Annotated in this window: 11 protein-coding genes; 9 read left to right on the top strand and 2 right to left on the bottom strand. The window is 67.3% G+C overall.

All coding sequences use genetic code 11. The annotated features are described in order from the left end of the window. Positions 1 to 27: 27 nt before the first annotated feature. From ABEA50_RS11570 to ABEA50_RS11530, 9 genes are read left to right on the top strand one after another with little or no spacing between them, the layout of a single operon-like run. Positions 28 to 1,284, top strand: a complete 1,257-nt coding sequence (locus tag ABEA50_RS11570; protein ID WP_345495280.1) for a beta-ketoacyl-[acyl-carrier-protein] synthase family protein — start codon at positions 28 to 30, stop codon at positions 1,282 to 1,284. Beyond that, positions 1,281 to 2,525, top strand: coding sequence for a ketosynthase chain-length factor (locus ABEA50_RS11565; RefSeq protein WP_345495279.1), 1,245 nt, complete (start codon positions 1,281 to 1,283; stop codon positions 2,523 to 2,525). The genes ABEA50_RS11570 and ABEA50_RS11565 overlap by 4 nt, the downstream gene beginning before the upstream one ends. A gap of 52 nt (positions 2,526 to 2,577) precedes the next feature. After that, positions 2,578 to 3,585, top strand: a complete 1,008-nt coding sequence (locus ABEA50_RS11560) for a cytochrome P450 family protein (protein WP_345495278.1) — start codon at positions 2,578 to 2,580, stop codon at positions 3,583 to 3,585. Between the two features lie 16 nt (positions 3,586 to 3,601). Next, on the top strand, positions 3,602 to 4,864 hold the full coding sequence (locus ABEA50_RS11555) for an activator-dependent family glycosyltransferase (protein WP_345495277.1): 1,263 nt from the start codon (positions 3,602 to 3,604) through the stop codon (positions 4,862 to 4,864). A gap of 49 nt (positions 4,865 to 4,913) precedes the next feature. After that, positions 4,914 to 5,225: a muconolactone Delta-isomerase family protein gene (locus ABEA50_RS11550; RefSeq protein WP_345495276.1), complete on the top strand. Its 312-nt coding sequence runs from the start codon at positions 4,914 to 4,916 to the stop codon at positions 5,223 to 5,225. Beyond that, positions 5,222 to 6,382, top strand: a complete 1,161-nt coding sequence (locus ABEA50_RS11545; protein WP_345495275.1) for a class I SAM-dependent methyltransferase — start codon at positions 5,222 to 5,224, stop codon at positions 6,380 to 6,382. The genes ABEA50_RS11550 and ABEA50_RS11545 overlap by 4 nt, the downstream gene beginning before the upstream one ends. 15 nt (positions 6,383 to 6,397) lie before the next feature. Next, a complete protein-coding gene (locus ABEA50_RS11540) occupies positions 6,398 to 7,555 on the top strand; it encodes an aromatic ring-hydroxylating oxygenase subunit alpha (protein WP_345495274.1) in 1,158 nt (385 codons plus the stop codon). Positions 7,556 to 7,557: 2 nt separating this feature from the next. Next, positions 7,558 to 8,751 (top strand): cytochrome P450, encoded by a 1,194-nt coding sequence (locus ABEA50_RS11535; protein WP_345495273.1) that lies wholly within the window; start codon positions 7,558 to 7,560, stop codon positions 8,749 to 8,751. Continuing rightward, a complete protein-coding gene (locus ABEA50_RS11530; RefSeq protein WP_345495272.1) occupies positions 8,748 to 10,244 on the top strand; it encodes an FAD-binding oxidoreductase in 1,497 nt (498 codons plus the stop codon). The genes ABEA50_RS11535 and ABEA50_RS11530 overlap by 4 nt, the downstream gene beginning before the upstream one ends. Positions 10,245 to 10,288: 44 nt before the next feature. Here the strand turns inward: ABEA50_RS11530 and ABEA50_RS11525 are convergent, their stop codons facing one another. Together ABEA50_RS11525 and ABEA50_RS11520 are read right to left on the bottom strand one after the other, a co-directional pair. Next, positions 10,289 to 10,846, bottom strand: coding sequence for an SWIM zinc finger family protein (locus tag ABEA50_RS11525; RefSeq protein WP_345495271.1), 558 nt, complete (start codon positions 10,844 to 10,846; stop codon positions 10,289 to 10,291). Beyond that, positions 10,846 to 12,726 carry a DEAD/DEAH box helicase gene (locus tag ABEA50_RS11520; RefSeq protein WP_345495270.1) on the bottom strand — a complete coding sequence of 627 codons (1,881 nt, stop codon included), beginning with the start codon at positions 12,724 to 12,726 and terminating at the stop codon, positions 10,846 to 10,848. The genes ABEA50_RS11525 and ABEA50_RS11520 overlap by 1 nt, the downstream gene beginning before the upstream one ends. Positions 12,727 to 12,766 lie beyond the last annotated feature (40 nt).

Below are 12,766 nucleotides of genomic sequence, written 5' to 3'. Positions count from 1 at the left end.
GCCTGCAACCGTAAGGATTTCCGAGAGATGAAACGTCGTGTCGTCATGACCGGTATCGGGGTCGTCGCGCCCGGTGGCACCGGAGCCAAGCCGTTCTGGGATCTGTTGTCCTCCGGCCGCACCGCGACGCGGCGGATCACCCTGTTCGACGCGCAGCGGTTCCGCTCGCAGGTGGCTGCCGAATGTGATTTCGATCCTGTCGCCGAAGGGCTTGCCCCACAACAGATCCGGCGGATGGATCGGGCCGCGCAGCTGGCGGTGGTGAGCGCACGAGAATGCCTGTCCGACAGCGGCATCGACCCGTCCGCACTCGACCCGGCTCGCACCGGTGTCGTCGTCGGCAGCGCGGTCGGTTGCACGATGGGACTGGAACAGGAATACGTGGTGGTGTCCAATGGGGGTCAGCACTGGAACGTCGACGAGGCATACGCCGTCGGGCACCTGTACAACCACTTCGTACCGAGCTCGCTGGCGACCGAGGTTGCCTGGGAACTGGGTGCCGAAGGCCCGGTCTCCACCGTATCCACGGGCTGCACCTCCGGGCTGGACTCGGTGGGTCACGCCGTGGAGCTGATCGCCGAGGGCTCGGCCGACGTGGTGGTCGGCGGTGCGACGGACGCGCCGATCTCCCCGATAACCCTGGCCTGCTTCGACGCGATCAAGGCCACCACACCGCGAAATGACGACCCGGAGCACGCCTCTCGGCCGTTCGACCGCAGTCGCAACGGTTTCGTCCTCGGCGAAGGCTCGGCGATGTTCGTGTTCGAGGAGTACGAACACGCGCGCCGCCGCGGCGCGCGCATCTACGCCGAGGTCGCCGGGTACGCCGCACGCTGCAACGCCTACCACATGACCGGCCTGCGGCCCGACGGTGCGGAGATGGCCGAGGCGATACGGGCAGCCATGAACCAGGCCGAAGTCAATGCCGAAGACGTGGACTACATCAACGCCCACGGTTCCGGCACCGTACAGAACGATCGGCACGAAACAGCCGCGTTCAAGCGGAGTCTCGGCGAACACGCCTACCGCACCCCGGTCAGCTCCATCAAGTCGATGGTCGGCCACTCGCTCGGTGCCATCGGATCGTTGGAGGTCGCCGCCTGCGCGCTGGCGATCCGCGACGGCCTGGTGCCGCCGACGGCGAATCTGCACGAGCCGGACCCGGAATGCGACCTGGACTATGTGCCACTCACCGCCCGTGCGGTACCCGTCGGTACGGTGCTGACCGTCGGTAGCGGTTTCGGCGGATTCCAGAGCGCCATGATCCTGCGGAAAGTCGCATGAGGGCGGTGATCACCGGGATGGGCGTGATCGCCCCCACCGGCATGGACGTCGCCGAGCACTGGGCGAATACCCTTGCGGGACAGCGAAAGATCGCACGGATCACCGCCTTCGACCCCTCCGGATACTCGGCGACCCTTGCCGGGGAGATCGCCGGATTCACCGCCGAGGACCATCTGCCGAGCCGACTGCTGCCACAGACCGACCGGATGACCCAGTTGTCCCTGGTAGCCGCCGATCACGCCCTGGCCGACTCGACGGTGGGTGACTCGGCCCCCGCCGGATTCGATGTCGGCGTGGTCACGGCGAGCTCGGCGGGGGGCTTCGAATTCGGCCACCGCGAATTGGACAAGCTCTGGCGCAAAGGACCACAGCACGTCAGCGCCTACCAGTCGTTCGCCTGGTTCTACGCGGTGAACACCGGACAGATATCCATCCGCCACGACATGCGTGGTCCCAGTGGCGTCGTCGTGACCGGGCAGGCGGGCGGATTGGACGCGCTGGGGGTCGCTCGCCGACGAGTGCGCGCGGGACAACCGGCGATGGTCTGTGGCGCCGTGGACGGCTCGCCCTCCCCATGGGGGTGGGTCGCGCAGCTCACCAGCGGCCGGATCAGCACCGCCAACGATCCGGCACGCGCCTACCTACCCTTCGACACCGCGGCACGCGGCCATGTGCCCGGCGACGGCGGCGCACTGTTCGTCATGGAATCGGCGCAGCGCGCCCGGGCGCGAGGTGTCGGATCCTGGTACGGCGAAGTATCCGGCTACGCAACCACTTTCGATCCCGCGCCGGAATCGGGTCGGCCGTCGACGCTGCGCCGCGCCATCGACAACGCGCTGGCGGACGCCGAGCTCGCGCCCACCGACGTTGACGTCGTATTCGCCGATGCCGCGGGTACGCCGGAACTGGACCGGGTCGAAGCCGACGCATTGCGCGCGGTATTCGGGCCGCACGGGGTTCCGGTTACCGCACCCAAGACCATGACGGGTCGGCTCGGCAGCGGTGGCGCGTCGCTCGACGTCGCCACCGCGTTGCTCGCGATACGCGACGGTCGAATTCCCGCCACCGTCGGTGTCACCGATCCGGTCCCCGAATACGAACTCGACCTGGTGACCGAGACGAGGGCCCTGCCGTTGTCGGTGGCACTCGTCGTGGCGCGCGGGCACGGCGGCTTCAACGCGGCGATGGTGCTCACCAACCACAGCGGAACCCGACGCAGCACACAGAAGGAGGCGGCATGAAGCAACTGCCGATTGTCCCGGTGAACCAGACGCCGACCACCACGGCGGCGAGATGACCCGGACGGATAGCGACCTGGGTCGGCTGTTGCTGACCGAACGCGGAATGCAGTTCCTCTTCGCGCACGGGGGTGACCCGTACGCGGTGCTGCTTCGCGCGGAAGACGAGGACAACCAGGAGATCGTCGAGCGAATCAAGCAGCGGGGGCGGATCTATCGCAGCCGACCGGGCCCCTGGGTGGTCAGTGCTTCGGAGCTCGCCGAGCGAGTTCTCACCGATCCGCGTCTCGGCACGGAACTGCCGTCCTCGCATGTACTCGCGGACGTGGAGCCGTTTCCCGCGACGGACTGGACGGCGCCGGTGCCGACCGGCGGCGTGCCGCTCGACGGGTTCGGTCCTCGGTTCGACCTTGTCCGCGACGTTCTGCGTCCGGCGGTGGCCGGGCTGGCCGCGCAAGCGTTGACCGTGTCTGGCGCCGACCTGGCCACCTACACCCGCCACGTCATCGCCGCTGGACCTGCGGTGGACGCCACGCTCTGCGCGCCTCGACTCGCCGACGCTCGCGCTGTGATCGACGCCTGCGCCGGCCTGCGGAAACTCGTGCCGGACAGTGCCTTGTCGCTGTCGGTTCTCGGCGTCGAGCTCACAGCGACACTGGCCGCGGAAGCCGCGCACCTGCTGCTCGCCGACCGAGTTCGCTGGCGGGCGTTGTCCACCGACCCGGTGGCGGTCGGCGCGCTGCTCGACGGTGTGCTCGCCGAGTACCCGCCGATGCGACTGGACCGCAGGGTCGCTCGCGAAGATTTGGACCTGGGTGGCGAAGCGATCGCGGCCGGCGACGAGGTTGTCGTGCATATCGGCGCGGCGGGAATCGGACTGCGGGGCGTGCCGAGGATCGCGGCGTTCACCCGCGAGGTGGCGGCGACTGTATTGGCGGCCGTCGCGGTCCGCTTCCCCGAACTGCGCCTCGACGGCGCGCCGGTGCGACGACTGCGCGCGCCGGTGACGGGCGCTCTGATCCGTTTGCCGGTTGCCGACGCGAATTCCCTTGCCGCCCACTGACTAGGAGCTGCCCACGATGCGAGTTCTCATGACATCGCTTGCGGTAGAAGCACACTTCAATGGGACCGTCCCCCTGGCGTGGGCGCTGCGCGCCGCGGGTCACGAAGTGCGCTTCGCCAGCCAGCCCGCGCTCACCAAGGCCATCACCCACGCGGGACTGACCGCCGTACCGGTCGGCACCGACCACACCCACCATGAGATCGTGCGCGACCTGGGTGAGGAGCTCACCGGCTTCTACCGCGACATCGACTTCACCGGTCAACGCGGTGGCCCGCGTGCGCGCAAGGCCGCCAATTCCCTACTCACCGCGACGTTCTACGCCCAGGCCAACAACGACTCGATGGTGGACGACCTGGTCGCGTATGCCCGCTGGTGGCAACCGGACCTGGTGATCTGGGAGCCGTTCTCCTTCGCGGGCGGAGTCGCCGCGCGCGCCTGCGACACCGCCGGTGCCCGGCTGCTGTGGGGCCCCGATCTTTTCGGACTGTCCAGGGAGAGTTTGCGCGCCGACACCGCCGCGTTGCCACCGGAGTCGCGCGACGACGCGCTGGAGGAATGGTTGAGTTGGACCCTCGCACGACACGGTCTCGACTACGACGAGCGAGTCGTCACCGGGCACTTCAGCATCGACCAGATGCCCGAAGGCGTGCGGTTGCCGAGCCGGAGTGAGTCCATACCTATGCGGTACGTGCCATACAACGGAGTGTCGGAGGTGCCGGAGTGGTTGCGCGAGACGCCTTCTCGACCTCGTATCTGTCTCACCCTCGGTATCACCGCTCGCGATATGGCCTATCCCAACCTCCTTTCCCCCGCCGAACTGTTCGACGCGGTCGCCGATCTCGACGTGGAGATCGTGGCCACGCTCGACGCGGCGCAGATCGCCGAGGTCGGCCGGATTCCCGACAACACGAGGGCGGTCGACTTCGTACCGCTGCACGCCCTGATGCCCACCTGCGCTGGCATCGTCCATCACGGTGGCGCGGGTACCTGGTCCACCGCGGCCGTGTACGGCGTGCCGCAACTGGTGGTAGCGGGCATGTGGGACAACGTCTTCCGCGCCCAACGCCTCAGTGAGCTGGGGGCGGGCCGCTATCTGCCGCCGCACGAGCTGACCGGTAGCCGGTTGCGCGAGGGCGTGATCGGACTGCTCGATGACCCCGATCTCCGTACGGGAGCGCGATCGCTGCGCGATCGCATGCTCGCCGAGCCGAGTCCTGGCGAGATCGTCGAGACCGTTGTCGCCGCCGCAGCCCGACACGGCGCCCAGCTGACGCACTAGCACCGTCTACGAAACCTTGTGCACCGCAGTCGAAACCGAAGGAGCAGTCATGGCGTTGTTCGCCGTCTTGGCCACACAGGCCCCAGCCGCGGGGGAGGCGAAGGAATTCCGCGAACGTCTCGGCGAAGGTTTCGCCTACACGCGGGCGTTGGTGGAGAAAGGCACCATCCTGCACAGCTGGATCCGCGTCGGTGCGTCGGGTGGGCTCAATATCTACGATGTCGACTCGCATGAGGAACTGCTGTCGGTGCTGTACGACAACCCGGTCAGCCCGCATCTGAAGTTCGAGGTGATCCCCCTGGCCCGGCCCGACGCCTTCGACCAGCTGTCGATCTGGAACAGAGGGGCCGATCAGTCATGAGTGAGCTGCTCGACCGCTTACTGCGCGCGGGCACCGCTTCGGATGCGGAAATCGCCGTGCTCGTCAAGGAAGAGGGCATGGACGCGGTGCTCGCCGCCCTGGTCGAAGAGGTGCTGTTTCGTGCCTCGCTGCCGAACAACCCGGATCCGGTAGATATCGCGCTGGACATCACCCACTACGCCGAGACCCGGCGCGTGGTGTTCCGCAGTGTCGGTGGCGAGCCCGTCACCAGGGTCGACGGCGACGCGTCCCGCGAGATCTGCCGTGCGCTCGGAATGTCACTGACGCACCTGGTTCGCCGCGTCTACGGCCGATTCGACCAGCGCAGGACCGGAGACTTCAGTGACGTCTTCCTGCCGAGCCGACCCGACGATCTGTCCCGGCTGCCCGGCTTGGTGGACTCGACCAGTCGCGCTTCCGGCGCGTTGATGACCGGGCTGACCATTCCGCGCCACGAACTGGGTGCGCTGTGCTCGTCGTCGGGTTCGGACAAGTGGGCCAGCTTCCATTGGTACACAGGGCATTACGAGCGAGAGTTCGCGCCGTACCGCGACGAGCCCGTGCGGATCCTCGAGATCGGAATCGGCGGCTTCGACGGCGACCTCGGTGGCGGCTCGCTGCGGATGTGGAAGCGGTACTTCCACCGGGCCCAGGTGTTCGGCATCGACTTGTTCGACAAGTCCGCGCTCGATGAGCCTCGGCAGACCGCGCTGGTCTGTGACCAGAGCGACCCCGCCGCGTTGGCGGCGCTGGCGCAGGAGCACGGGCCGTTCGACATCGTCATCGATGACGGGAGCCACGAGAACGAGCATGTGCGCATCTCTTTCGACGCACTGTTTCCGTACGTCCGGCCGGGCGGGCTCTACGTCATCGAAGACATGCAGACCGCCTACATCCCCCGCATGGGCGGCACCGAGGGGCCGTCGGCGGGCGCCGATACCTCGATCGGCCTGATCAAGCGACTGGTGGACGACCTGCACTACCACGAACACAGTCCCGCGAGCGTTCCCACGGCGACGCAGCAGGACGTGGTGGGAGTGCGGGCCTACCGCAATATCGCCTTCGTAGAGAAGGGAACCAACGGCGAGGTCGGTATCCCGCCGTGGATGGACGACGCGGCGTGGGCGGCGTTGGGCGCCCTCCCGCCGACGGACTGAATCGAAGGAGCCGCAGTGAACACAACCGTCCGAACCGGACCGACGCCCGACCAGACGGTGGCCGAGCTGCTGGTCGAAGTCAGCGGCTACGCGGCGGCCGACCCGCCCGCGATCAGTTTGCCGCCGCAGATGTTCACCTCGCCGCAGGTGTACGAGCTGGAGCGGGAGCGGATCTTCCACCGGAACTGGATTATGGTCGCGCACACCGACCAACTGGCCGCACCCGGCGACTACGTGGCGCTGTCCATCGCCGGTGAGCCCGTGGCCATCACCCGCGCCGAAGACGGTCAGCTGCACGGCATGTCCCCGGTCTGCCGCCACCGGGCGATGCCGCTGTTGGAGGCGGGGGAGGGCACCGTGAAGGATTTCACCTGCTCCTACCACCTGTGGCGATACAAGCTCGACGGCTCGCTGCGCGCGGCCACCCACATGCGCGACAACCCCGAGTTCGACCCGGCCACCTGCCGCCTGCCCGGCTTCGCGGTGCGCGAATGGCACGGCTTGGTGTTCGTCAACTTGGACGCGCAAGCTCGCTCGTTCGAACCCGATCTGGCCATCGTCGAGACCGAGATGACCAATTACCGGCTCGACGACATGGTCCAAGTGAGCCATTGGACCGAGGAGTGGGCCTGCAACTGGAAGGTCGCGGTCGAGAACGGCTACGAGAACTATCACGCGATCGGACTGCACCCGGAGACCGTGCGGCCGTTGATGACCGGTGGCATCGACATGACGGTGCACCTGGACTCGCCGTGGGTGACTCGACTGCTCAGCGCCGCGGGGACCCCGTTCGACGCGCCGATCCTGCCGCTCACCGAAGCCGAACGATCCGTCATGTACAGCTACCGACTTTTCCCGTGCGGTGCGGTGGCGACGTTCGGCGAGTCGGTGGCGTGGATCAGCATCATCCCGCTGTCGCTGGAGCGCACTCAGGTCCGAGGCGGCACCCTGGTCCCGCGTCAGGCGCTGGAACACGTCTCCCTGGAGGTGATGCGCAAGGAGATCGAATCGATCACCAGCGTCATCAACGCCGAGGACCGAGCGGGCATGGAGGCGGTGCAACGCACCCTCGGCTCCCGCTTCGTCGAGCGCGGCCATCTGAGTCCGAAAGAACCCGGCGTGCTCGCGTTCTACCGCCAGCTCGCGCTCGCACTCACCAAGCAGGAGGCCTGACCATGGGCGGTCCACACACTTCTCCGAAACTGCGCGCGATGATGGACGACTACGCGCACGGCCGCGTGCACGAGCCGGTTCGGTTCAACGAGTCGACCGGCCGGTGGGAGGTGCTGCGCTACGTCGACGGCCTGCGCGTGATCTCCGACTCCGACGTCTTCTCCAACGATCTCAGCGAGTTCATTCCCGACCACGAGGAACTACGGAACTTCAGGAAGGGCAACTTCCAGGCGATGGACGAACCTCGGCACAGGGAGTTGCGCGGACTGGTCACCCAGGGTTTCACGCCGAAATTCGTCCAGAGCCTGGTGCCCAGGGTGGAGCGGGTAGCAGCCGAGTTGCTCGACGCGACAGTGGAACGTGGCCAGAAGCAGGTCGATATCGTGGCCGAACTCGCGGCCCCGCTGCCGGTGATCGTCATCGCCGAGGTAATGGGCCTGCCGGTGGAAGACCGAAAGCTGTTCCGCGAGTGGGCGGACGCCCTACTGGTGGACAACGGCGTGGACGCGCTGTTCAGCGAGGAGGGCGTGGCGGCGATGGCACCGTCCATCCGTGCGATGAACGAGTATCTGCTCAGCCATGTGGACTCCTACCGTCGTTCGAACAAGGAGGGGATGATCCGCGACCTGCTCTGCGCCGAGCTCAACGGGCGCACCTTGGACGACTTCGAGATCCTCGGATTCCTCGCCCTTTTGCTGACCGCGGGCCATCTCACCACCAGCACCGTGCTCACCAATACGCTGCTGTGCCTGGACGAGAACCCCGGTCTGCTCGAGCAGCTGCGCGCCGACCCCGCGCTGCTCGCGCCGACGATCGAGGAAGTCATGCGCGTGCGATCGCCACTGGTGTGGATCGATCGTCGTGCGCGCGTCGACGTCGAGTTGGGCGGCAAACAGATCCCGCAGGGGTCACTTGTCAGCGCCTCACTGGTCTCGACCATGCGTGACGAGGCCGAATTCGTCGATCCGGATGTCTTCGACATGCACCGCAAGCAGGCCCGACATCTGGCGTTCGGCAAGGGGATTCACTTCTGCCTCGGTGCGCCGCTGGCCAGGCAAGAGGTCAGGATCGCGCTCACCGCCATGCTCGAGCGGTTCGAGGACTTCCAGGTAGCCGAGGGCGAGGAGATCGTGTTCCACGACCCCAAGGACTTCAATGGCACCAAGAAGCTCCCGATGGACCTGGTGCGCCGATGACCGGGATGCTCGATCGCACCGCGATCACCGCCGACGACCCCCGATACCTCGAGATGACGACGGCCGCGAACAGCCGCTTTCGGTGCACACCACGGGTCGTCTACGTGCCGTCAACGCCGGGGGAGGTGGTGGCCGCGGTGCAGTCGGCGGCCGACTCCGGTGCGCGTGTGGCGGTGCGTAGTGGGGGACACTGCTTGGAGGATTTCGTCGACTCGGCGGAAACCGAAGTGTTGCTTGATCTCTCGCGGCTGAACCGGGTGGAGTACGACGCTGGGATGCGTGCGTTCGCGATCGAGCCGGGGGCGCTGCTCGGCGAGGTGTACCGCGGTTTGCTGAAGGGTTGGGGTGTCACGATTCCAGCGGGTCTCGAGTACACGGTCGCGGCGGGCGGACACATCCTCGGCGGCGGCTACGGCCCGCTGACCCGGGTACACGGCTGCGTCGTCGACCACCTCTATGCCGTCGAGGTTGTCACGGTGGACGGGGCGGGCAAGGCCAGGATCGTCGTCGCTACTCGCGAGGCCGCCGACCGGCACCACGACCTCTGGTGGGCGCACACCGGTTGCGGCGGTGGGAATTTCGGAGTGGTGACGAAGTATTGGATGCGCGCACCCGATGCCGAGGGCGACAACCCGGCGCTGCTGTTGCCGAGACCGCCCGCCGAGGTCCTGGACGGTCTGACGTTGTGGTCGTGGTCGGACATGACGCCGGATTCCTTCCGTCGACTACTGGCCAACCACGGCCGGTGGCATGAGCACCACAGCGCGCCAGGCATGCCGGAGAACGCCCTGTTCTCCATCCTCACAGTGCTTCGCGCTCAGTCGAATACGATCGCCTTGCTCACCCAGGTGGATGCGACCGTCGACGGTGCCGAGGAGATGTTGTCGGATTACCTCGACGCACTCAACGCCGGTGTCGGCGTGCGGTACGACCATGATGTGCGGCGGCGGCCGTGGCTTCGATCGATGCTGTGGCCGAGAATGCGTGGCGACGTGTACGGCCAGCGGGCCAAGTGCAAGGCGGCCTACCTGCGGCGGCGCTACACCGACGAGCAGATCGCCGTCATCTACCGCTACCTCACCGATGACGCCTACGACAATCCGACCGCCGGGGTCATCCTCGCCGCGTATGGCGGACAGGCTTCGGCGACGGCACCCGATGCCACAGCTACCGCGCAGCGTGACTCGGTACTGAAGGCCTTTTACCTGAACAATTGGACCGACCCGGCCGGCGACGACGCGCACGTAGCCTGGATCCGGTCGTTTTACCGAGATTTGTACGCGGACAGCGGTGGTGTCCCCGACCTGAACGGCCAGTCGGACGGGTCGTACATCAACTACCCGGACACCGATCTTGCCGATCCGCACTGGAACCGGTCGGAATCTGCCTGGCACGACCTGTATTACAAGGACAACTATCCGCGCTTGCAGCGCGCCAAGGCCGCATACGACCCGACCGGTTTCTTCGGACACGCGCTGGGCATCACCGCCTGACACTCCGGACCCGGTCACCCGCAATGGGTGGCCGGGTCGCTCGATCACCCGTAGAAGGTCGCCGCGTCCAGTTCGGCCAGCGGGATCCAGTCCGGGTCGGCCACCTCGGCGGCCGCGGCGCTGTTCATCCGCAGCTCCACCGCCAGCCGTGGTCGCTCGTCCACCCGCATCGAAAGCGCGTACAGAGTGGCGAGGATGTGCACGCACGGCCGTTTACGCGTCTTGCAGTCGCAGGTCGCGACCTGCTCGGCCAAGGGGACCGCGAAAGTGATTCCTGCCGAGGTCAATTCGGACTCCAAGCTATCGGGCAGGTCGCCGGTGGCAAGTCCTGGATTGGCCGCGAGCGACTTCGCGATCAGTCGCTCCGCGTCCTGCCTGGTCGCCTCGGACCACGGCGGTAGCTCGATCAGCACGGTGGACTCGGTGCCCGATACCACAACCTTCGCGGTGACCGCGCCGACCGTCGTGCTCAGCGTGGCATGGTGATTGCGTGCGATGCTGCGGGCCTTGGGCAGCAACGGGTTCGGGGCCGAGGTGACGGTGGACTCCACGGTGCGGGTCCATGAGCGCCCCCACGGGGTGGCGCCGAATTCGGCGGGCATCAGGCGATCGCTCCCTGGTCGAGTTCGAGGACGGCATGCAATTCGTCGTCGGACAGTTTGGCGAGCGCGGCCTCGGTGCCGCCGTCCACGACGACGTCGGCGACACCACGCTTGGCCTCGTGCATCTGCGCGATGTGGTCCTCGATCGTGCCGCCGGAGACCAGTGTGTACACGTTGAGGGTGCGTTGTTGACCGATGCGGTGGGCGCGGTCGGTGGCCTGCTCCTCGACCGCCGGGTTCCACCAGCGGTCGTAATGCATGACATGCGCGGCTCGCGTGAGGTTGAGTCCGAACCCCGCCGCGCGCAAACTGAGCAGCAGCACCGGAGGTGCGTCGTCGTCCTCCTGGAATGCGCGGACCATCTCATCGCGCTTGTCGCCGGACAATCCGCCATGCAGGAACGGCACTCGACCCGTGCCGAGGGTCTTGCCGAGCGCCTCGGACAGGAGCTCACCCATGATGCGGTACTGGGTGAAGACAAGGGCACGGTCGCCATCGTCGACGATCTCGGACAACATCTCGACGGCCCGGTCGAACTTGCCCGAGCGGCCGGGGCCCGCGGGGCCGTCCGCTAGGTAGTGCGCCGGGTGGTTACAGATCTGCTTCAGCGCGGTGAGCAGCGCGAGCACCCTGCCGCTGCGGCCGATGCCGCTGCCGAGGCCCTGGTTGAATGCTCGGTCGGTGGCCTCCCGGTACAGCCGCACCTGCTCGTCGGTGAGGGTGCAGATCATCGAGGTGTACTGCTTGGGTGGCAGTTCGGCGGCGACCAGTGCCTTGGTGCGGCGCAACATGTGTGGGCGCACCAGTGCGTTGAGTGCCGCGGCGGCCGGGGCCGATCGGCGCTGTTCGATCGGCGCCACGAATCGCTGCCGGAACCGTCCTCGGGTGCCGAGCAGGCCGGGATTGGTGACGTGGAAGATCGACCAGAGCTCATCGAGTCGGTTCTCCACGGGGGTGCCGGTCATCGCGATCCGCACCGTCGCGTGCAGCCGCGCGGCCGCCCGGCTCGCCTGTGCCTCAGGGTTTTTGATCTGTTGCGCCTCGTCGAGCACGACGATGTCCCACACGTTGTCCATCAGCCGTTTGTCGCTGCGCAGCACCGGATAGCTGGTGATCACGACGGTGCCGGGCTCCCACTGTTCGGGCAGATCGCGATTGCTGCCGTGATATCGCAGCACCGGCGATGTAGGGGAGAAGCGCGCGAGTTCGCGCCGCCAGTTGCCGATCAGCGAGGTCGGGCAGACCACCAGGTGTGGGCGCTCGCTACGTCGGATCGCCAGCAGACAGATGGCCTGGAGCGTTTTGCCGAGACCCATCTCGTCGGCGAGCACGCCGCCCGTGCCCAGCTCCGGGCGGGAGTTGAGCCAGGTCACGCCGTGGATCTGGTACGGGCGTAGCGTCGCCTCGACCGCCGTGTCGGCCAGGATGTCGCTGGTGGTCGCCGCGCGACGGAACTGGGTGAGCAGCGCCGTCGGGGCGGCCACCGCCGCGCCGTCCTGATTGGTCACGGCGTGCGCGGCGGCGGGCATCTTGGCGGCGAGTTCGTCGAAGTCCGTGTCTTTGGCCGCGCTGTCGCCCAGCAATCGCGCGGCCGCCTGCCAGCTCTTCACCGACTTGCCCACCTTGGCTCGCCGGTCGAGGGCGACCAGAGCGGGCACAGCCTCGTTCAGATCGAGGAGGCGGACGTCCCGCTCGGCGGCGACCACCGCCTCGCCCTCGGGTGCCGCGAGCGAACACGTCGCGACTCGTCCGGCGGGCAGCCCGAATTCGCGCACGGCCGCATCGAGGTCGAGCGGGCCCCACCAGGCGAAGGCGTTCTCGGCGGGGACGAATGTGGCCTGCAGGCGTGGAACTTTCGTCCGTCCAGACAGTGGGACCAACTCCTTGGATCTCCTGCGGTCGCGAGAAGTCGTCTCGCGT

Source organism: Nocardia callitridis (genome assembly GCF_039543305.1).
Taxonomy (GTDB): domain Bacteria; phylum Actinomycetota; class Actinomycetes; order Mycobacteriales; family Mycobacteriaceae; genus Nocardia; species Nocardia callitridis.
Note: the sequence above shows the minus strand (reverse complement) of the source record. Positions and strands in the feature narration are given on the sequence as shown.

Bases quoted from the DNA above. Each gene is read 5' to 3' on its own strand.
- ABEA50_RS11570 (WP_345495280.1), top strand. From the start codon at position 28: ATGAAACGTCGTGTCGTCATGACCGGTATCGGGGTCGTCGCGCCCGGT.
- ABEA50_RS11565 (WP_345495279.1), top strand. From the start codon at position 1,281: ATGAGGGCGGTGATCACCGGGATGGGCGTGATCGCCCCCACCGGCATG.
- ABEA50_RS11560 (WP_345495278.1), top strand. From the start codon at position 2,578: ATGACCCGGACGGATAGCGACCTGGGTCGGCTGTTGCTGACCGAACGC.
- ABEA50_RS11555 (WP_345495277.1), top strand. From the start codon at position 3,602: ATGCGAGTTCTCATGACATCGCTTGCGGTAGAAGCACACTTCAATGGG.
- ABEA50_RS11550 (WP_345495276.1), top strand. From the start codon at position 4,914: ATGGCGTTGTTCGCCGTCTTGGCCACACAGGCCCCAGCCGCGGGGGAG.
- ABEA50_RS11545 (WP_345495275.1), top strand. From the start codon at position 5,222: ATGAGTGAGCTGCTCGACCGCTTACTGCGCGCGGGCACCGCTTCGGAT.
- ABEA50_RS11535 (WP_345495273.1), top strand. From the start codon at position 7,558: ATGGGCGGTCCACACACTTCTCCGAAACTGCGCGCGATGATGGACGAC.
- ABEA50_RS11530 (WP_345495272.1), top strand. From the start codon at position 8,748: ATGACCGGGATGCTCGATCGCACCGCGATCACCGCCGACGACCCCCGA.
- ABEA50_RS11525 (WP_345495271.1), bottom strand. From the start codon at position 10,846: ATGCCCGCCGAATTCGGCGCCACCCCGTGGGGGCGCTCATGGACCCGC.